Source organism: Staphylococcus sp. FSL W8-0305 (genome assembly GCF_037966415.1).
GTDB lineage: Bacteria > Bacillota > Bacilli > Staphylococcales > Staphylococcaceae > Staphylococcus > Staphylococcus aureus.
This window is the reverse complement of sequence record NZ_CP150198.1, coordinates 261,119-282,885: the sequence shown is the minus strand read 5'-3', so window position 1 is coordinate 282,885 and position 21,767 is coordinate 261,119. Positions and strand designations below refer to the sequence as shown.

The following is a 21,767-nucleotide window of genomic DNA, read 5'->3' as shown; positions in this document are numbered from 1 at the left end:
GGAGTCTTATTATGGCTCGATTCAGAGGTTCAAACTGGAAAAAATCTCGTCGTTTAGGTATCTCTTTAAGCGGTACTGGTAAAGAATTAGAAAAACGTCCTTACGCACCAGGACAACATGGTCCAAACCAACGTAAAAAATTATCAGAATATGGTTTACAATTACGTGAAAAACAAAAATTACGTTACTTATATGGAATGACTGAAAGACAATTCCGTAACACATTTGACATCGCTGGTAAAAAATTCGGTGTACACGGTGAAAACTTCATGATCTTATTAGCAAGTCGTTTAGACGCTGTTGTTTATTCATTAGGTTTAGCTCGTACTCGTCGTCAAGCACGTCAATTAGTTAACCACGGTCATATCTTAGTAGATGGTAAACGTGTTGATATTCCATCTTATTCTGTTAAACCTAGTCAAACAATTTCAGTTCGTGAAAAATCTCAAAAATTAAACGTCATCGTTGAATCAGTTGAAATCAACAATTTCGTACCTGAGTACTTAAACTTTGATGCTGACAGCTTAACTGGTACTTTCGTACGTTTACCAGAACGTAGCGAATTACCTGCTGAAATTAACGAACAATTAATCGTTGAGTACTACTCAAGATAATACCGTTCAATACAAACACCCACAATTGTGGGTGTTTTTTTTATTAATTTAAAAATGATAGATTCAAGATTATATCGAGCTACCCTATTTTACAATTAACTTAGAATTTACAAGTCTTATTTGTTGAATTATCTACAAATTTCATCATTTCTTTTTAAAAATATCAATTGCGATATACGAATCCTTATCCCTCTATCAAATAACCATTCATCGTCTTACTTAATAAATAATTTCGGATCATCTGTAATTAATCCATCTACACCTATTTGTCTTAATTTTTCTCCAGTTTTCAATTTATTAACTGTGTATGGCATAACCTGTAATTGATGATGATGTGCTTCATCAACAAATTTTCTGGTCACTAATGCATAATTAGGATTAACATAACTAGCAATTTGAGCAATTCTTGAAAAGTTTGGCTTTTTATACCAATACTTACGTTTACTACAAAGCACACCTAATTCATATATACTGCCTAATGTGTTTAACTTTTCGATGCATTCGATATCAAAAGATTGTATAACTACTTGTGTCGCATCGACTTTCTTTTCTTCCAAAAATGCCAGCAATTTACATTCTATTCCTGGATATAAATTCGGACTTTTCAATTCAATCAATAGCTTTTTATCAAACTTTAAGCATAATGAAAGTACTTCATCTAACGTGGGTATTCGTTCTCCCTTAAAAGCAACATCTTTATAACTACCCAAATCAAATGATTTTAATTGCGATAATGTGTAATCAGCAATACGCCCCTTACCATCCGATGTTCTATCAATTGTTTCATCATGTATCACAACAAAATGTTGGTCTTTGGTCAAATGAACATCTATTTCTAACATAGCAACATTGAGCCCCATTACCTCTCGATAACCGACCATTGTATTTTCAGGAAAATCACTCGGCAATCCACGATGCGAAACAATTTGTAATTCATCTTTCAGTTTATTCAGAGTCATTAATAAGTCACCTTTCTGTTAAACTTTGATAAACTATTCTAAAATTAAACTATCACAATTATATTGGAGGTTAAAGCAATTGCATCAACATGACTTTAAAGTCAAAACTTCTTGGCAAGGTGGTCGTAACAATGTCGGAAACGTTCAAGGCGACATACTTTCAGAGAATATTTCAATACCTGCTTCTTTAGGTGGTGTTGGTATAGGAACAAATCCCGATGAAATGTTAGTATCAGCCGCGTCATCATGTTATATCATCTCATTAGCAGCTACTCTTGAACGTGCAAAGTTCACAGATATTTCAATTGAACAACAATCGATTGGAACAGCTTGTTTAAATAATGGAAAATTCAGTATGTCAAAAATTGTGCACCATCCTCACATTCAAATTCCAAGTGATCAAATAGCACAATTAGAAAAGCGATTACCAAAATTGATAACAATTGCAGATAATAATTGCATGATTTCAAATGCTGTAAGAAATAATGTGGACATAAAAATCTATCCCATCATTCAGGCCAAATAAAATCGTTAAGTGATAACATTTGTTCGACAATATAGCGTTATCACTTTTTTTAGGCTTTTAAATTTTCAGAAAATTTGCTAAAATAGTGAAATCTTATTTATAGGAGGCATATAAATGTATTATCATCAACCGTTGTTATTAACACCTGGCCCAACCCCTGTTCCTGATGCCATTATGAGAGAAATTCAAGCACCTATGGTTGGTCATCGTTCTAAAGATTTTGAAGACATCGCTCAACAAGCATTTCAAGGTCTAAAGCCAATATTTGGGAGTCAAAATGATGTACTTATATTAACATCTAGCGGTACAAGCGTCTTAGAAGCTAGTATGTTGAACATTGTAAACCCTGAAGATCACTTCGTTGTCATTGTTTCAGGTGCCTTTGGTAACCGATTTAAACAAATTGCACAAACTTATTACAAAAATGTACATATTTATGACGTAACATGGGGAGAAGCTGTAGATGTCAAAGATTTCATCAATTACCTTTCAACTTTAAATGTTGAAGTTAAAGCAGTATTTAGTCAATATTGCGAAACATCTACGACAGTGCTACACCCTATTCACGAGTTAGGAAATGCCATCAATCAATTTAATAGTAATATTTATTTTGTAGTTGACGGCGTAAGTTGCATTGGTGCTGTTGATGTTGACATTAACAAAGATAAAATTGATGTACTTGTTTCTGGTAGTCAAAAAGCAATTATGTTACCTCCAGGATTAGCTTTTGTAGCTTATAGCCACCGTGCAAAAGAACGTTTCAAAGAAGTAACTACACCAAAATTTTATCTAGACTTAAATAAATACATTTCGTCACAAGCTGACAATTCTACACCGTTCACACCAAATGTGTCTTTATTTAGAGGTGTAAATGCATACGTTGAAACCGTAAAAGCAGAAGGTTTCAATCACGTAATAGCACGACACTATGCAATTAGAAATGCATTAAGAAGCGCCTTAAAGGCATTAGATTTAACTTTATTAGTCAATGATAAAGATGCATCTCCAACGGTTACGGCATTCAAACCTAACACAAATGATGAAGTGAAAATAATCAAAGATGAACTTAAAAATCGCTTTAAAATAACAATTGCTGGTGGTCAAGGCCATCTTAAAGGTCAAATTTTAAGAATTGGTCATATGGGGAAAATTAGTCCTTTCGATATTTTATCGGTAGTATCTGCTTTAGAAATTATTTTAACTGAACACCGTAAAGTTAACTATATCGGTAAAGGCATATCAAAATATATGGAGGTTATTCATGAAGCAATTTAATGTACTCGTTGCAGATCCCATATCAAAAGATGGTATCAAAGCATTATTAGATCACGAACAATTCAATGTAGATATTCAAACTGGTTTGTCCGAAGAAGCATTAATCAAAATTATACCTTCATACCATGCTTTAATCGTTCGTAGTCAAACTACAGTTACTGAAAATATCATAAATGCTGCTGATTCTTTAAAAGTAATCGCACGCGCCGGTGTTGGTGTAGATAATATTAATATTGATGCTGCAACATTAAAAGGTATTTTAGTTATTAATGCCCCAGATGGTAATACGATTTCAGCTACTGAACATTCACTAGCAATGTTATTATCAATGGCTCGAAATATTCCGCAAGCACACCAATCACTTACAAATAAAGAATGGAATCGAAATGCATTTAAAGGTACTGAGCTTTATCATAAAACATTAGGTGTCATTGGTGCTGGTAGAATTGGTTTAGGTGTTGCTAAACGTGCACAAAGCTTCGGTATGAAAATACTAGCTTTTGACCCTTACTTAACGGATGAAAAAGCAAAATCTTTAAGCATTACGAAGGCAACAGTTGATGAGATTGCCCAACATTCTGATTTCGTTACATTGCATACACCACTAACACCTAAAACAAAAGGCTTAATTAATGCTGACTTTTTTGCCAAAGCAAAACCTAGTTTGCAAATAATCAATGTGGCACGTGGTGGTATTATTGATGAAAAGGCACTAATAAAAGCATTAGACGAAGGACAAATTAGTCGAGCAGCTATCGATGTGTTTGAACATGAACCTGCAACTGATTCGCCTCTTGTTGCACATGATAAAATTATTGTTACACCTCATTTGGGTGCTTCAACAGTCGAAGCTCAAGAAAAAGTGGCAATTTCTGTTTCAAATGAAATCATCGAAATTTTAATTGATGGTACTGTAACGCATGCAGTGAATGCACCTAAAATGGACTTAAGCAATATTGATGATACTGTAAAATCATTCATCAATTTAAGCCAAACAGTTGGTGAATTAGCTATTCAATTAATGTACAATGCACCAAGCTCTATTAAAATTACCTACGGTGGCGACTTAGCCTCTATTGATAGTAGTTTATTAACACGTACAATTATTACTCATATTTTAAAAGATGATCTTGGTCCTGAAGTCAATATTATCAATGCTCTAATGTTGTTAAATCAACAACAAGTGACATTAAATATTGAAAATAATAAAGCAGAGACAGGTTTTAGTAACTACTTAGAGGTAGAATTATCAAACGATAGCGATTCCGTTAAAGTTGGTGCTTCTGTCTTTACAGGTTTCGGTCCAAGAATTGTTAGAATTAATAATTTTTCTGTAGACTTAAAGCCAAATCAATATCAAATTGTGTCATATCATAATGATACACCAGGCATGGTAGGTAAAACTGGCGCATTGTTAGGTAAATACAATATCAACATTGCATCTATGACTTTAGGTAGAACTGAAGCGGGCGGAGATGCGCTAATGATTTTATCCGTTGATCAACCTGTTTCAAACAATATAATTGATGAACTTAAACAAGTTGGTGAATACAATCAAATTTTCACAACTGAATTGACGGTACAGTCATAAACAATTTATATAAATTCAAAATGCCAAGAAGACATTGGATTACTTCCATTGCTTCTTGGCATTTTTTTAATATTAATTTCATTGTAACTCAATATGAAACCTTTGGTTCAATCATTCACTTCAAGTTATGCTGTCAAACAACAATCAAATTACAAATTATCTAGTACACCTCTAAGTTCACCTAAATGATTAATAACATAGTCGGCATGATGCGCTTCTAACTCACCTGCAGCATCCTTTCCTTTTAAACCTGATAATGTTCCAATAAACGTTGCACCTATTTTTTGAGCACTTAATAAGTCAGCTAACGAATCGCCTACTATAAATACGTCATCTTTATTTACAATGTTATCTTGCTTATTGATATAAGATTCATATTTATCGCGTTTATTACCATTTAAAGCTGCGATATAACTAAAAGGATTCGGCTTTCCTAATGGTCGTGCTTGCGGATACATATTCTCTGCTTCTAAAACATCACTTGCTGTTGCAATAAAATCAGCTTCAAAATACGGTAACAATCCTAAATTTTCAAATGGCACAACAGTCTCAGTATAAGGACGACCTGTTGCTATACCTAATTCGAAACCAGCACCTTTTAAATCATTCAGAAGTACCTTAACTTCATCTACCGGTCTCAAAATAATTTCTTGATAAATATAACCTGTCTTAAAAGTAGTTCGTGCTATTTTCTTTTCAACCTCTTCATACAACTTCGATCCTAAATACCATTCTTGATAAACTTCTTGCGCTAACGTCCATAATGCACCCTTCAAACTAAATAAATTAGCATCCGAAACATGTAACTCTGTTGTTGCAAACTCTTCCAAAGCAGCATAAATATTATTTTTACCAACTTTTACATTATCCAAAAATTGTAAAGGTAGTTGTTCATTTAAATTAAAACGGTCTGCTATGTTTGTGCTTATATTTTGCAACTTCAATTCGACAGGCTCATCTCGATACATGAATGCCTCAATTTCATCATGTGATAACTTTTTCAAAATATCAATTAAATGAATACTAAAAACGATAAATAACATATCCCAATTTGAATTCAGCCCTAGCGATTTTAATTTGTTTAAAATCTTATCTTTTTGAAAAATTCGATTCCTAATGTCTTGTATATCGTTATCAGTCAAAGTTTCCCAATCTATATGTGAATGAAGACCTAAATAACACTTATCCATTAATAATTCATATACCGTTAATGCAGAGACATCGAAACAACGTTCTTCACTTAAAAAAACGCCATCAACATCAAATAAAATTTTCTTCACAATCCCCACTCCATTTCTGAAAATTCAGATATAAATCATTCTACTATTTGACTAAAAAAAGCGCAAACCCTATTGAGTTGGATTTGCGCTTTAGCTGTCTAAATTTTATAAATGTTTTTCAATTTCATCAGCAACCTGCTGAACGTGTGTACCAACAATAACTTGAGTTGAATGTTTGCCATTAACAGTAACACCAACTGCACCGGCGTTTTTAATCTTCTGTTGATCAATAATAGATGTGTCTTTTAACTCTAGACGTAACCTTGTTGCACAATTGGTTAAATTAACAATATTCTCTTGACCACCTAAACCTTCTAATATTTGTATAGCATGATTATGATATTTACTTTGTTTAATATCATTTTCACCAGGAGCAATATTATCTTTTACAACTGTTGGATCAACTAATTCATTTTCACCTCTACCAATCGTATTCAAGTTAAATACTTGGATTACTACACGGAAAATCACATAGTATAAGATGAAAAATACAACACCTTGAACAAGCAACATCAATGGATGATTTGATACCGGATTAATTAGTGATAACACATAATCTATCAAACCTGCACTAAATGAAAATCCAGCTGTCCAATGGAATGTAGCTACGATAAATAAAGATAATCCTGTTAATAACGCATGAACAACATATAAGATTGGCGCAACAAACATAAATGCAAACTCAATCGGCTCTGTAACACCAACGAAAAATGCTGCAACTGAACTCGCTAGGAACCAACCGTAAACTTGTTTTTTCTGAGTAGTTTTAGCTGTATGATACATTGCTAACGCAGCCGCTGGAATACCGAACATCATGATTGGGAAGAATCCTGCTTGATAGCGTCCTGTAATACCTTTTATAGCATCTTTGCCACTTTGGAATTTACCAATATCATTAATACCAATCGTATCAAACCAGAACACACTATTCAGTGCATGATGTAATCCTGTAGGAATTAATAATCTGTTGGCAACACCATATACGAAAGCCCCAAATGATCCTAAACCAACTATAGATTCACCAAATTTTACAATCCATGAATAAAGTAGTGGCCATAAGAATAACAATATGACAACTAAAAATGTACAGTAAAATGCAGTCATAATTGGAACTAAACGTTTACCACTAAAAAATGATAATGCTAATGGTAATTCTGTTTCACTAAACTTATTGTATGCATAAGCTGCTATTAAACCTATTACAATACCAACAAAGACATTGCCATTATTCATCTTTTCAAAAGCTGAATTTATTTCAGAAGCTTTCATTCCTAATAAAGGCGCTAATTTCATTGGTGATAATACAACTGTAACTAAAAAATATCCTAACGCAGCTGCAAGCGCAATTGCACCATCATTTTTCTTTGCCATTCCTATAGCTACACCAATTGCAAATAAAATACCTAATTGCTCTAAAATCGTAGTACCTACCGTAGTAAAGAACATTGCGATTTTCGGCGCCGCATGAAGTGCATTTAACGTATTACCAATTCCGGCAATAATTGCTGCAGCCGGTAAAATGGCAACTGGTAACATTAACGAACGCCCTAAATTTTGGAAAAATTTATACATTGAATGTCATCCTTCTTAAAATAAGGTAGAAATATAAAGATTACTAATGTAACTAGAATAACTACTTCGATACTCCGTTATAGTCACCTAGGCTTACTAACCAGCTATATTTCTACCTCAAGTTATTTTATAAACTTTTTACAATTTCATGCAATTCTTGTTGTAACTTTGCTGTTCGTGTTTCAATCTCTTTTGTAATGTAATCGATACGCTCGTTTCGTTTTAAATCTTTAGGTAAATCGTTAATATCGATTGGTTTACCAATATTTATGTATGCTTGTCCAGTTATAAGACCATGAATCTTAGTAGGACCAACATAAGCAACAGGTAATATTGGTGACTTACTTAACATTGCAATTGTTGAAGCACCACGTTTCAAAGGTGCACCTTCTTGCGATGTGCGAGAACCTGTTGGGAAGATACCAACTGTCTTATTATCTTTCAACAAATTGATTGGGCGTTTTAAAGTACTAGGTCCTGGATTTTCACGATCTACAGGAAATGCATTTAAAGACGTTAAAAATTTACCAATCCATTTATTTTTGAATAATTCTTTTTTAGCCATATAATGAATTTGATTAGGATATAATGCCATACCTAGCATAATGACTTCGTTATAACTTTCATGCGTACAAGTTACGACATATTTACTATCCTTAGGAATATTATCTTTACCGATTACGTATAATGATTTTGACATTTTAACTAAAATGAAATTCAAAATCTTACTAATCACTGAATACATTGTGCCACCTACTTAACTTATTTGTTTATAACAACTAGATTTTATCACTATATTTTTACTAGAACAAGATAGTCTGAAAATACATCTAAAGTTGTATAGTGTATTACTAGCAATAATTATAAAAAAAAGACATAATTAAAGCATATATAAATCATATAATGGAGGTTAAGTATGTCAGATTTTAATCATACAGATCATTCAACAACAAACCATAGCCAAACACCTAGATACAGAAGACCTAAATTTCCATGGTTTAAAACAGTCATCGTTGCATTGATTGCTGGAATCATTGGTGCACTTCTAGTACTTGGTATAGGCAAAGTATTAAATAGTACAATTTTAAATAAAGATGGTTCAACTGTCCAGACAACAAATAATAAAGGTGGCAATCAATTAGACGGTCAAAGCAAGAAATTCGGTACCGTTCATGAAATGATAAAATCTGTCTCCCCTACAATTGTTGGAGTTATTAATATGCAAAAAGCATCAAGTGTAGACGACTTATTAAAAGGCAAATCATCTAAACCATCTGAAGCCGGTGTAGGCTCAGGTGTCATCTATCAAATAAACAACAATTCAGCTTATATCGTTACAAACAATCATGTTATTGATGGCGCAAATGAAATTAGAGTCCAATTACATAATAAAAAACAAGTTAAAGCGAAATTAGTTGGTAAAGATGCAGTAACTGATATTGCTGTACTTAAAATTGAAAATACAAAAGGTATTAAAGCGATTCAATTCGCCAACTCTTCAAAAGTACAAACTGGCGATAGCGTATTCGCAATGGGTAACCCATTAGGATTACAATTTGCTAACTCTGTAACATCTGGTATCATTTCAGCAAGTGAACGTACTATTGACGCAGAGACAACTGGTGGTAATACAAAAGTCAGCGTTCTTCAAACAGATGCTGCTATTAACCCAGGTAACTCAGGTGGCGCATTAGTAGATATTAATGGTAATTTAGTTGGTATTAACTCAATGAAAATTGCTGCGACACAAGTTGAAGGTATTGGGTTTGCTATTCCAAGTAATGAAGTTAAAGTAACAATTGAACAACTTGTAAAACATGGTAAAATAGACCGCCCTTCGATTGGTATTGGTTTAATTAATTTGAAAGATATACCTGAAGAAGAGCGCGAGCAACTTCATACTGATAGCGAAGACGGTATTTATGTCGCAAAAGCTGATAGTGATATTGATCTTAAAAAAGGTGATATTATTACAGAAATTGATGGCAAGAAAATTAAAGATGATGTTGATTTAAGAAGCTATTTATATGAAAATAAAAAGCCTGGTGAATCAGTCACTGTTACCGTTATCCGTGATGGTAAAACTAAAGAAGTTAAAGTGAAATTAAAACAACAAAAAGAACAACCAAAACGTCAAAGCCGATCAGAACGTCAATCACCTGGCCAAGGCGATAGAGATTTCTTTAGATAATTTATAGACAGAAAAGTACATTAAGAGCCTACTCATATTCATTCCTAAGAATGTAATGAGTAGGCTCTAATTTATTTAGCTATGCAATTATATTTATTGATAGTTAACCATGAAGTATTTTTTCTTACCGCGACGAATAATCGTAAATTCGCCATCAATTTTATCTTCTGGTGCTAAAGCATAATTAACATCTTGTTGTCTCTCACCATTAATATAAATCGCACCATTGTTAACATCTTCACGCGCTTGTCGTTTAGAAGGAGAAATGCCTGTTTCAATAAGGACTTCAACGATATTTGTTGTGTCATTTGATAATGTCACTTGAGGCACATCTTTAAATCCATCTTTTAATTCTTTCGCTGATAATGATTTTAAATCACCACTAAATAATGCTTGTGAAATACGGATTGCATCATTTAATGCATCTTCACCATGAATAAATTTAGTTACTTCTTCAGCTAATGTTTTTTGAGCTTCACGTAAATGTGGTGCTTCATTTTTAGATTGTTCTAAGCGATCAATTTCTTCTTTTCCTAAGAAAGTAAAGTATTTTAAGAATTTAATTACATCTTCGTCTGATTGATTAATCCAGAATTGATAAAATTCATAAGGACTCGTCTTTTCAGCATCTAACCAAACAGCACCTGACTCAGATTTACCAAATTTCTTACCATCTGATTTAGTTACAAGCGGAATAGTTAAACCGTATGCGTCTGTTTGACCATACATACGACGCATTAATTCAATACCACTTGTGATATTACCCCATTGATCTGATCCACCTACTTGAATCTTACAATTCAATTCTCTATTCAAATGACCGAAATCAATAGCTTGTAAAATCGTGTATGTGAATTCTGTATATGAAATACCATGTTCTAAACGACTTTGGATTGAATCTTTACCTAACATGTAATTAACGCCGACGTGTTTACCATAGTCACGTAAAAAGCTAATTAATGAAATTTGTCCTAACCAGTCTCTATTATTAACAAGCACTGCACCATGGTCTGTTCCAAATTCAAAAATATTATGCATTTGCTTACTAATACCTTCGATATTTTTATCTACTTGTTCTTCTGTTTGTAGCACACGTTCTTCTGATTTACCTGATGGATCACCAATCATACCTGTACCACCGCCAATTAAAACGATAGGACGATGTCCATGTTCTTGAAATCTTCTTAATGTTAAAAATGGTAGTAAGTGACCAATGTGTAAGCTATCTGCCGTTGGATCAGCACCGCAGTATAACGTCACTTGTTCTTTATTTAATAAATCTTCAATACCTTGTTCATCAGTTTGTTGATAAATAAGACCTCTCCATTTTAAATCTTCAATTAATACATTCGTCATTATTATTTCCTCCTATTTATAATTATTTAGTGAATACTTGTTAAAATACTTTAAAGCTTTTTGAACGTAAAAAAACCCTTACAACAAATATGTAAGGGCGCGATTGCACGTTACCACCAAACTTAAACATAATCATAAGATAATGTTCACTCTATTAATGATACGTTCATTAATAAACGTAGGACATGTTAGTTATAAAGGTGTATTCATATTATTAAAAACACTAGTTCACAGCGACCACTAGCTCTCTGATGATTTCAAATAATATTACTTGTCCTTTTATCCTATTCTTTATGCATTTTCCCTAATTATAATTAACGTTAAAATAAAAGTCAAATTGCTTAAATATGGTATACTATACGTAATTTAGGAGGTTAAGGATGACGAATCAAGACAACAATCATCAATTGAATCATCGTATATATCAATTTGAAAAGATATATAAAGCTATCAAACATGTCATTGTTTTTATATTTATGATTTTCATTGCCATCGTTGCTATCGCTGTGATTGCGATGTCTTTATATTTTCATCATTTAACTAAAACGTCCGACTCATTATCAGATGATGCTTTAATAAAAAAAGTTCGACAAATACCTGGCGATGAATTATTAGATCATAATAACAAAAATTTGTTATATGAGTATAACCATTCTCAAAACTCACTCATTATAGGACCTAAAACATCAAGTCCAAATGTCATTAAAGCATTAACGTCATCTGAAGACACTTTATTTTATAAACATGATGGCATCTTACCAAAGGCGATTTTAAGAGCAATGATACAAGATATTTTTAATACTAATCAAAGTTCAGGTGGTAGCACAATTACACAACAACTTGTTAAAAATCAAGTTCTTACCAACGAAAAAACATATAGTAGAAAAGCAAATGAACTTCGCCTAGCAATTAGATTAGAACACCTACTCTCAAAAGATGAAATTATATATACGTATTTAAATATAGTTCCCTTCGGTAGAGATTATAATGGCGCTAATATTTCTGGAATTGCATCCGCTTCATATAGTTTATTTGGTGTTCCACCAAAAGATTTATCAATTGCACAATCTGCATACCTTATCGGTTTGTTGCAAAGCCCATATGGCTATACACCCTACGAAAAAGATGGAACATTAAAATCGGATAAAGATTTGAAATATAGTATTCAAAGACAACATTATGTATTAAAGCGTATGTTAATCGAAGATCAAATCACTAAAAAAGAATACAACGACGCATTAAAATATGATATTAAATCACATTTGTTAAATCGAAAAAAGCGTTAATTGATGCTCACTCTTTTAAGTAACCACAATAATCCATCCAAATATTAAAAACAGCAGTAAGATTATTTTCAATTAGAAAATTTCTCACTGCTGTTCTTTATTTTAAATACTCTAAAGGAAAGCTATTAAACAAATCAATAGTTTATAATTTAATTGCTTTCACATTGTCTACAAAGCTAATCATACATATGCTATATCCAGTTAATTACTTAGATTCTTTTCTGAATTTAGGAATGAATAAAGCTAACATACCTAATAACGCATATAAACCCCACCATGATTGGCTTGAAGTTGTTTCTCCAGTTTTTGGTAGCATTTTAGATTGACTAAGTTTGTTTTCTTTCGATGGTGTGCCGGCCTTTTCTTTTGTTTTCACTGTTTTGTCTACAGTTTTATGAATATCACTCGGCAGATGTTCAGTTGTTTTTTTATCAGTAACTTTGTCTGTATTATTATAATTTTGTCTCACGCCATCAAGCTTTGCTGCTTTTCCAGTATGATTTTTATCGGTATTATGTGCTAGTTGTATAACTTTGCCTTCATTTTTATTAGAGTCTTTGTCAGTATCGACATTAGATGTCATTCCAAGGCTATTATCAACACCCTTATCAGTGTCTTTAGCAATTTGAGTATCCATTTCTTTGAAATCATACTTATCGAGGTGAGTGTTATCCGACATATCGGATAAATGATCAACATCATTTTGCACATCTTTGTCAACACTACTATCAGCATCTTTAACCACGTCAGACTCTGATTCTATCACATCTGCTTTATCAGACGCATCTTTTGGATTTGTTGCAGTGCTGCTATTTTCAGCTGTATCCGTTGCAGTAACCTTATCTTCTTGTCCTGTTTGTACATTTAGAGGTTCAATCGTGTTATTTTGTGATGTGTCATCATCTTTTGTCTTGATATCCTGATTTACAATTCTGACATGATATTGACCTTCATAACCAATGTTTGCCACAACGACTTTAACAATCGCATTATAAATTGCTTTGTCAGGTACATATGGGAAAATCAGCGTTCTAGAATTATTTTTAGGATCTTTAGAAACAGTAGTGACACGTTTACCTTCTACAATTAAATCTTTCCAGTAACTGTCATCCTTTGTTTTCATCACTACATATTTTTGACCATTTAAAGTTGCTGTATAGAATGGATGTTCAACAAATCCATCCATGACTGACTCACTATTTTCTTCACTTTCAAAAACAACAAAATGAGCCTCTTGTACATCTGTTAATTGATCATTTGTAGGTGTAACATTTTCAAATTCTGTCACTGCAGACTTAACTTGATCGGCTAACTCTACTCTAGTTTGATCTAATTTCTTTTTATATTCTGCTTTATATTTTTCCGGCAATTTATCTTGTAATTTTTCTAATTCATAAACTTGTCTTTCTAATGTTTTAGCTTTGTGATACGGAGCTAATAATTTTTGTAAATTGTATGTTTCCTCATCCACATAGTCGTCTGGGTTATTAGTAATAGGCTGTGCAAAGACCATTAATGTATAATCATAATCTTCATGGAAGTTCTCACCATATTCAATAGATGACACAATTTTAACTTCTCTCGCCCCATTAGAAACTGGAAAACGAATATAGGCATAATCTTTATCAGAATCATATGATACTAATTCGACTGGTAACTTTTTGTCACCTTCATAAACTTCAAATTTCTTCCATGTTGAAGCTGTCTTTAAACCTAATTCAATTATTGGTCCTGTTTTTGTAAAAATAACAGTTGCTGGTTCAACAGTACTAGCATAATGATAAAACTGTCTCTCACCTTTATCATTTTTCATTTGAAAATCAATTGGTCGCCAATGATCAGCTGTATGTTCTTTATCGATGATAGCCGGGTTTTTAATGGCATCTTGTAGTGATTCATCTGCTGGTGGATACTGTTGGTTCCCATTTGACTGATTACTTGATGCATTCGTTGCATCGTTAGTATTGTCATTAGAATTTGTTTCATGAGCTGGTTGGCTTGATGCTTGATCTGAATTCGCTGACGCTTTTGGTTGTGCAGGTTAACTCATATTGTTCGTTGCCTGCGGTTGATCATTAGTATTGTTGGTCGTTGATGTATTTTGATTAGATGTATTCGTGTTTGTTTGATTACTTGCGTCTGAACTTGATTGATCATTCGTTGCTACTGCATCATTTGTATCTGATTTTACAAGTGAAGGATCGTTATAAATAGGTTTAGCAAATACTAATTTAGTATAATCATAATTTGTTTCAGCTCCATCATCAATTTGAGTTGAAGAGACAATTTTCAGCTCTTGTGTACCATCTGAAACAGGGAATCGAATATAGGCATGGTCTTCTGGAACAGGACTATACGATACAAGTCTCACTGGCAATTTTTGATTGTTTTCATAAACTTCAAACTTCTTCCATGTTGAAGCAGTATTGATGTCTAATTCAACCTCAGCTTTCTTTTTAGTGTAATATACATCTGCTGGATCTTTGATGCTGAAAAAGTGATAGTACTGCGTTTCATTGTTTTTATCTAATAATTGAAAATTAACTTGTTCTCTTGGACCTATATCATGTTCTTTATTTTCTACTGCAGGATTTTTAATTGCATCTTTAAGTGATTCATCCGCTGCAGGATAGGTTTTCGCAGTGTTTGTTGGTTGCGTAGCAGGTTGTGTTTGATTTGTATCCTTTGGTGGCTGAGTTGTAGTTGCATTATTATTTTGATTTTCCGAGATTTTATCTGAAGTATTTGTATTTTCTGCTGCTTGCGCTTGATGTTGAGAAGTAATTAAAAATAGTGTACTGACAATGACCGATGCAACGCCTAGAGTTGATTTTCTAATAGAATAGAAAGACCTTAATTTTGGGTGATGTTTGTTCATGTTGTTAACAACTCCTATAAGATGGTATTTAATTGATAATAATTATCAACATCAATTATTAGTGTTAATTGTAGCGCATCCCAATTAAATATTGCAACCTATTTTATTAAAAATTTTTAATATGAATGTTCATTGCATCGCTTTCCTATTCTTCAAGCCCACTTTTTATCTTGGAATACATTAATTAACCATCTTCAAACATTGCCGTTAGATTCGCCAAATTGAATCTATTTTTAGCACAGCAAAAAAACCGAACTGCTGAAATAATGCATCTCCAACAGTCCGGTCTATTAAACTATTTACTTATCTTTATTAAACAATTGACATGATGTATTAGAATAACCCAATTGCATGACCATCATCAGTAACATCCATGTTTAATGCTGCTGGTTTTTTAGGTAAACCAGGCATAGTCATGATTGCACCTGTCAACGCTACGATAAATCCTGCACCTGTTTTCGCTTCTAATTCACGAATTGTAATTTCAAATCCTGATGGTGCACCTAACAACGTTTGATCATCTGAGAATGAATATTGTGTTTTCGCCATACATACTGGGTAATTATCCCAACCATTTTCTTTAAATTGTTTTAATTGTTTTTGCGCTTTACTACTAAACGTTACTTTTGAACCGCCATAGATTTCAGTCACAATCTTTTCAATCTTTTGCTCTAATGGTAATTCTAATTCATATAAAGGTTTAAATGAATTAGGTTGATCAATGACTTCTAATACTTCATTTGCTAAGTCAACGCCACCTTTACCACCTTTTTCCCAAACTTCAGTTAAGGCAATTCGTACGTTATTTTCTTTAGCCCAAGATTTTACATATTCTACTTCTGCATCGGTATCATGTATAAATGCATTAATTGCAACAACCGGTTCTACACCGAATTTTTTAATATTATTAACATGACGCTCTAAATTAACAATTCCTGCTTTTACTGCTTCTACATTTTCTTCTTTTAAATTATCTTTTGCTACACCACCATGCATTTTTAATGCACGAATCGTTGCTACAACTACAACTGCTGCTGGGTCGAATCCAGCTTCACGCGCCTTAATGTCCATGAATTTTTCAGCGCCTAAGTCTGAACCAAATCCAGCTTCCGTTACAACGATATCAGCTAAATCACGTGCTGTTTCAGTTGCTAAAATTGAGTTACAACCGTGTGCGATATTCGCAAATGGTCCACCATGAACTAATGCTGGTGTCCCTTCAATTGATTGTACTAAGTTTGGTTTAATTGCATCTTTTAAAATCATTGCAAGTGCACCTTGCACTTTTAAATCTGCAACTGTAACTGGCTTGCGATCTCTAGTGTAACCAATAGTAATACGACTAATTTTATCTTTTAAGTCTTTAATACTTCTACTTAAGCATAAAATCGCCATAATTTCAGACGCTACTGTAATATTAAAGCCATCTTCACGTGGTACACCATTTGTAGGTCCACCTAACCCAACGTTTACATGTCTAAGTGCACGATCATTCATATCTAATACACGTTTCCATTCAATACGTCTTTGATCGATTCCTAATTCATTACCTTGGTGAATATGATTATCGATAAACGCAGACAATGCATTATTAGCAGTTGTAATCGCATGGAAATCTCCGTTGAAATGTAAGTTGATATCTTCCATAGGTAAGACTTGCGCATAACCACCACCAGTTGCACCACCTTTAATACCAAATGTTGGTCCTAAAGCAGGCTCTCTTAATGCAACCATAACGTTTTTATTTAACTCATGGAATGCATCAGCTAAACCAACTGTAACCGTTGATTTACCTTCACCAGCTGGTGTTGGGCTCATCGCAGTTACTAAAACAACTTTCCCTTTGTTTTCTCTTGGCGTAATTTTATTAATGTCGATTTTAGCTTTGTAATGACCATAAGGTTCTAATGCATCCTCTGAAATACCTACTGATGCAGCAATATCCTTAATTGGTTGTAGTGTTGATTGATTCGCAATATCTAAATCTGATAAATGAGTCAACTTTTTTCGCCCCTTTTTGTTTAATTTATGCATTTATAATATGTAAGTTGTAGCTAAGAAATTTTTACTTACATTCATATAATAACGAACTGTTAAAAACTTGTCGACTAAATCGGGTTAGCGCTTTCATTTTTGCAATAAATTCACTTATTAAAGTTTTGTATTATACAACTTTTAGCGCTTGATACTATTGATAACTATATTTTTCTATTATTTAAAATAGTCATCTTCCAAAGGTCATATTAAAAATAAAAAGCAATATAAAGATATGCCATTATTGTTATGTCATCATTTTCAAATGTTTTCTACGAAATGATATGACACAAGTTAACAGCTCTTTATATTGCTTATCGTAAAGTAAACGATTATTTAAACATTAACATGAAATATGTTGTCACCCTTTATTCTTCGAAAGAAATCTTCTATAACATTCATGTCATTATTCCATTGTACTTAAATCCCCTGCATCTAAATTTAATTCCCAAGCTTTTAATACACGTCTCATAATTTTACCTGAGCGTGTTTTAGGTAATTTATCTTTAAATTCGATTTCACGTGGTGCTGCATGCGCCGACAAACCTTCTTTAACAAATAAACGAATTTCTTCTTTTAATTCGTCTGTTGGTTCATATCCTTTTCTCAGTGCAACAAACGCCTTAATTATTTCACCGCGAACCGGATCAGGTTTACCAATAATTCCTGCTTCGGCAACTGCTTCGTGTTCAACCAATTTAGACTCAACCTCAAATGGCCCAACTCGTTCGCCAGCTGTCATAATTACATCATCAACACGTCCTTGGAACCAAAAGTAACCATCTTCATCTTTATATGCCGAATCACCAGATACATACCAGTCTCCAATAAAATATGACTTATATTTTTCTGGATTCTTCCAGATACGATACATCATTGATGGCCAGCCTTTTTTTATAGCAAGGTTGCCCATTCGATTTGGTGGTAATTCATTACCTGCATCATCGATAATTGCAGCTTGAATACCAGGTAATGGTTTGCCCATTGAGCCAAGCTTGACGTCCATCGTTGGATAGTTAACAATCATATGTCCACCTGTTTCTGTCATCCACCAAGTATCTAACACCGTTAAACCGTATACTTTTTTCGCCCATTTTATAACTTCAGGATTTAAAGGCTCACCTACTGATAGAATCGAACGTAACGATGACAAGTCATATTTCTCAACAATATCGTCACCAGCACTCATTAACATTCTTAAAGCTGTTGGTGCCGTATACCAAATCGTCACTTTAAAATCTTCAATCATACTATACCATTGTTCTGGTGAAAAGCGACCACCAGCTATACAATTTGTAGCGCCATTTAACCATGGTGCAAAAATACCATAAGATGTTCCTGTAACCCAACCTGGATCTGCTGTACACCAATAAACATCATCTTCTTGTAAATCTAATACATATTTTCCAGAAATATAGTGCACTAACATCGCTTGTTGAACATGCAATACACCTTTAGGTTGCCCAGTAGAACCTGATGTATAATGTAAAATCAAACCATCATCCGACTTTAACCATTCAATGTCAAATTCATCGCTAGCAGTTTCCATCAAACTAATGAAGTCTATGTAATTGTCTTCTACATCCTCATCTACGACAACAATTTTTTTCAAGTTCGGTAATTTATCTACAGGTACTCGAGGTAACAATGCCTTATTAGTAATTAACACTTTAGCTTCACTGTTCTCTAATCTATCCGCAACCGCCTTTTCCATAAATGCTTCAAATAACGGCCCAACAATTGCACCAATTTTTAAAACACCTAACAACGCAAAATATAGTTCAGGTGTACGCGACATAAATATAAATACTCTGTCACCTTTGTCAACTTCTGCATGTTCAGACAAAACATTCGCCGCTTTATTAGATAACCGTTGCATATCTTTATAAGTATACGATTCTTTTCTGTGTTCATCTTTGTAATTTAATGCTATTTTATCCCCTAATCCTTGATCTACATGGCGATCTATACATTCATATGCCATGTTCATTTTTCCAGTTTCACTCCAAGAAAATGCTTGTTCTACGTCTTTCCAATCAAAAGTATTATATGTTTCTTCATAATCTTTAAGGTTATGTTTGCCTTGCGCTCCTTTATAAACTTCGACTTTCATTTGAAACTCCCCCTTTGTTATGTGAAAACGCTTTCTTTCTCAATATTATACATAACATTTCTAATTATTCAAAATTTTTACTTTTATCCTTTTTCTAGTATTAATTATTGTAAATTTTCTATATAATGAATTTAATACAATCACGACGTCGATTGAGGAGTTGAAAATATGAATCATTTAAAGACGTATCAATCCGAAGATTATTACATACATGACAAGCAATTTGTTATTGAAGGTCCTTTAACACACGAAGATTTGAAAGCGCTTACTTTCGATGCGTATTTAACCGCATTTAGAGATGCTGAAGATCAGTTTGAAGCTTTGTTAGAAATTACAACATTACCAGAAGGTAGAATTTATGTTGCTCGCCAAGATAAACTCATTGTGGGTTATGTCACTTTCCACTATCCTGATGAAATTGAGCGCTGGTCTACAGGTAACCTTCCATATTTAATCGAATTGGGGGCAATTGAAGTCAGCATCAATTTTAGGCAATTACAACTTGCAGAAAAATTAATACAACTTAGCCTTTCTACACCAGAATTCGAGGATTATATCGTTATAACTACAGAATATTACTGGCATTGGGATTTAAAAAATTCAAAGTTAGATGTATTTGACTATAAAAAATTAATGCAGCGGTTAATGGCAACTGGTGGACTTGAAATATTCGCTACAGATGATCCAGAAATAACAAGTAATCCAGCTAATTGTTTAATGGCAAGAATTGGCAAAAATATTACATTAGAACAGCAACAAGCGTTTGATGATATTCGTTATATGAATCGGTTTTTCTTTTAATTTTTGGAATATCGGAGGGATTATATGCAACAACATTTATCAAAAACTGCATATGTATATTCAGATAAGTTATTACAATATCGATTTCATGACCAACATCCCTTCAATCAAATGCGTTTAAAATTAACAACAGAGCTACTTTTGAATGCAAATTTATTGTCTCCAGAACAAATAGTACAACCTAGAATTGCAACAGATGACGAATTAATGTTAATTCATAAATATGATTACGTCGAAGCTATTAAGCATGCTTCACATGGCATTATCAGTGAAGATGAGGCTATGAAATATGGATTAAATGATGAAGAGAATGGTCAATTTAAGCATATGCACCGCCATAGTGCCACAATTGTTGGAGGCGCTTTAACTTTAGCAGATCTTATTATGTCAGGCAAAGCATTAAATGGTTGTCACTTAGGTGGTGGTTTGCATCACGCTCAACCTGGTCGAGCAAGTGGTTTTTGTATATACAATGATATTGCAATTACTGCACAATACTTAGCTAAAGAATACAATCAACGCGTTTTAATCATAGATACCGATGCACATCATGGGGATGGTACACAATGGAGTTTCTATGCTGATAACCATGTTACTACTTATTCTATCCATGAAACCGGAAAGTTTCTTTTCCCAGGCTCTGGTCACTATACTGAGCGCGGTGAAGATATCGGCTATGGACACACTGTAAATGTCCCACTTGAACCGTATACCGAAGATTCATCATTTTTGGAGTGTTTTAAATTAACAGTTGAGCCAGTCGTAAAGAGTTTTAAACCTGATATTATTCTAAGCGTAAATGGTGTCGATATACATTATCGTGATCCACTAACTCATCTAAATTGTACGTTACATTCATTATATGAAATTCCATATTTTGTAAAATATTTAGCTGATACTTATACGAATGGAAAGATAATTATGTTTGGTGGCGGAGGCTACAATATTTGGAGAGTTGTACCACGTGCATGGAGTCATGTATTCTTAAGTTTAATTGATCAACCAATTCAAAGTGGTTATTTACCGTTAGAATGGATTAATAAATGGAAACATTATTCATCTGAATTATTACCTAAAAGATGGGAAGATCGTTTAAATGATTATACCTATGTCCCCCGCACAAAAGAAATTAGTGAGAAAAATAAAAAATTAGCTTTGCATATAGCGAGTTGGTACGAATCTACTCGTCAATAAGTCACCTAATCTGCAACGATTTTAAATGATGAATAAAAGGCATTCTTCCAACACCCGTATAAGTCGAGTCGTTAGATGAATGCCTAATTTTGTGAAT

The 21,767-nt window shown here is 33.3% G+C and carries 17 protein-coding genes and 1 pseudogene; 10 read left to right on the top strand and 8 right to left on the bottom strand.

The window, feature by feature from the left end; genetic code table 11:
* Window positions 1-11: 11 nt before the first annotated feature.
* Window positions 12-614 carry a 30S ribosomal protein S4 gene (rpsD, locus tag NST10_RS01570; protein WP_000090514.1) on the top strand — a complete coding sequence of 201 codons (603 nt, stop codon included), beginning with the start codon at window positions 12-14 and terminating at the stop codon, window positions 612-614.
* A 215-nt stretch (window positions 615-829) separates the two neighbouring features.
* Here rpsD and NST10_RS01565 read toward each other — a convergent pair whose 3' ends face one another.
* On the bottom strand, window positions 830-1,573 hold the full coding sequence (locus NST10_RS01565) for a glycerophosphodiester phosphodiesterase family protein (protein ID WP_339210767.1): 744 nt from the start codon (window positions 1,571-1,573) through the stop codon (window positions 830-832).
* A gap of 79 nt (window positions 1,574-1,652) precedes the next feature.
* On the opposite strand from NST10_RS01565, the gene NST10_RS01560 reads away from it, so the two are divergent.
* The 4 genes from NST10_RS01560 to NST10_RS01545 all read left to right on the top strand — a co-directional run bounded on the left by NST10_RS01560 (window position 1,653) and on the right by NST10_RS01545 (window position 5,154).
* On the top strand, window positions 1,653-2,099 hold the full coding sequence (locus NST10_RS01560) for an OsmC family protein (RefSeq protein ID WP_000553919.1): 447 nt from the start codon (window positions 1,653-1,655) through the stop codon (window positions 2,097-2,099).
* A gap of 114 nt (window positions 2,100-2,213) precedes the next feature.
* Window positions 2,214-3,374, top strand: coding sequence for an alanine--glyoxylate aminotransferase family protein (locus tag NST10_RS01555; protein ID WP_000291426.1), 1,161 nt, complete (start codon window positions 2,214-2,216; stop codon window positions 3,372-3,374).
* Entirely contained in the window at window positions 3,361-4,965 is a 1,605-nt protein-coding gene (gene serA / locus NST10_RS01550) for a phosphoglycerate dehydrogenase (protein WP_000808837.1), read from the top strand. Before NST10_RS01555 ends, serA begins: the two co-directional genes overlap by 14 nt.
* A 93-nt stretch (window positions 4,966-5,058) precedes the next feature.
* Window positions 5,059-5,154, top strand: a complete 96-nt coding sequence (locus NST10_RS01545; RefSeq protein WP_031761395.1) for a hypothetical protein — start codon at window positions 5,059-5,061, stop codon at window positions 5,152-5,154.
* Here the strand turns inward: NST10_RS01545 and NST10_RS01540 are convergent.
* The 3 genes from NST10_RS01540 to NST10_RS01530 all read right to left on the bottom strand — a co-directional run bounded on the left by NST10_RS01540 (window position 5,115) and on the right by NST10_RS01530 (window position 8,562).
* Window positions 5,115-6,245, bottom strand: coding sequence for an HAD family hydrolase (locus NST10_RS01540; protein WP_000721720.1), 1,131 nt, complete (start codon window positions 6,243-6,245; stop codon window positions 5,115-5,117). The genes NST10_RS01545 and NST10_RS01540 overlap by 40 nt on opposite strands.
* 105 nt (window positions 6,246-6,350) lie before the next feature.
* Complete coding sequence (gene nagE / locus NST10_RS01535; RefSeq protein WP_339210762.1) at window positions 6,351-7,817, bottom strand: N-acetylglucosamine-specific PTS transporter subunit IIBC; 1,467 nt, start codon at window positions 7,815-7,817, stop codon at window positions 6,351-6,353.
* A gap of 127 nt (window positions 7,818-7,944) precedes the next feature.
* Window positions 7,945-8,562 (bottom strand): 1-acyl-sn-glycerol-3-phosphate acyltransferase, encoded by a 618-nt coding sequence (locus NST10_RS01530; protein ID WP_000287585.1) that lies wholly within the window; start codon window positions 8,560-8,562, stop codon window positions 7,945-7,947.
* A 171-nt stretch (window positions 8,563-8,733) separates the two neighbouring features.
* On the opposite strand from NST10_RS01530, the gene NST10_RS01525 reads away from it, so the two are divergent.
* Window positions 8,734-10,008, top strand: a complete 1,275-nt coding sequence (locus NST10_RS01525) for a trypsin-like peptidase domain-containing protein (RefSeq protein WP_001279341.1) — start codon at window positions 8,734-8,736, stop codon at window positions 10,006-10,008.
* A 93-nt stretch (window positions 10,009-10,101) separates the two neighbouring features.
* Here NST10_RS01525 and tyrS read toward each other — a convergent pair whose 3' ends face one another.
* Window positions 10,102-11,364: a tyrosine--tRNA ligase gene (tyrS, locus tag NST10_RS01520; RefSeq protein WP_000186029.1), complete on the bottom strand. Its 1,263-nt coding sequence runs from the start codon at window positions 11,362-11,364 to the stop codon at window positions 10,102-10,104.
* 380 nt (window positions 11,365-11,744) lie between these two features.
* Between tyrS and NST10_RS01515 the strand changes: the two genes are divergently transcribed.
* Window positions 11,745-12,650: a transglycosylase domain-containing protein gene (locus NST10_RS01515; protein ID WP_000184377.1), complete on the top strand. Its 906-nt coding sequence runs from the start codon at window positions 11,745-11,747 to the stop codon at window positions 12,648-12,650.
* Between the two features lie 205 nt (window positions 12,651-12,855).
* On the opposite strand, the pseudogene harA reads toward NST10_RS01515, so the two are convergent.
* Window positions 12,856-15,528 (bottom strand): annotated as a pseudogene (gene harA, locus NST10_RS01510) (haptoglobin-binding heme uptake protein HarA).
* On the opposite strand from harA, the gene NST10_RS01505 reads away from it, so the two are divergent.
* On the top strand, window positions 15,527-15,616 hold the full coding sequence (locus NST10_RS01505; protein ID WP_217788790.1) for a hypothetical protein: 90 nt from the start codon (window positions 15,527-15,529) through the stop codon (window positions 15,614-15,616). The pseudogene harA and the gene NST10_RS01505 sit on opposite strands and share 2 nt — an antisense overlap.
* A gap of 245 nt (window positions 15,617-15,861) precedes the next feature.
* Here the strand turns inward: NST10_RS01505 and NST10_RS01500 are convergent, their stop codons facing one another.
* A complete protein-coding gene (locus tag NST10_RS01500; RefSeq protein WP_000149412.1) occupies window positions 15,862-17,529 on the bottom strand; it encodes a formate--tetrahydrofolate ligase in 1,668 nt (555 codons plus the stop codon).
* A gap of 439 nt (window positions 17,530-17,968) precedes the next feature.
* On the bottom strand, window positions 17,969-19,675 hold the full coding sequence (gene acsA, locus NST10_RS01495) for an acetate--CoA ligase (protein ID WP_000862084.1): 1,707 nt from the start codon (window positions 19,673-19,675) through the stop codon (window positions 17,969-17,971).
* Window positions 19,676-19,843: 168 nt separating this feature from the next.
* Here acsA and NST10_RS01490 point away from each other — a divergent pair, with 168 nt between their 5' ends.
* Both NST10_RS01490 and NST10_RS01485 read left to right on the top strand, forming a co-directional pair.
* The gene (locus NST10_RS01490) at window positions 19,844-20,476 is read left to right on the top strand and encodes a hypothetical protein (protein WP_001015997.1); all 633 of its coding nucleotides are present in this window, start codon (window positions 19,844-19,846) and stop codon (window positions 20,474-20,476) included.
* Between the two features lie 24 nt (window positions 20,477-20,500).
* Window positions 20,501-21,670, top strand: a complete 1,170-nt coding sequence (locus NST10_RS01485; protein ID WP_001183986.1) for an acetoin utilization protein AcuC — start codon at window positions 20,501-20,503, stop codon at window positions 21,668-21,670.
* Window positions 21,671-21,767: the final 97 nt, after the last annotated feature.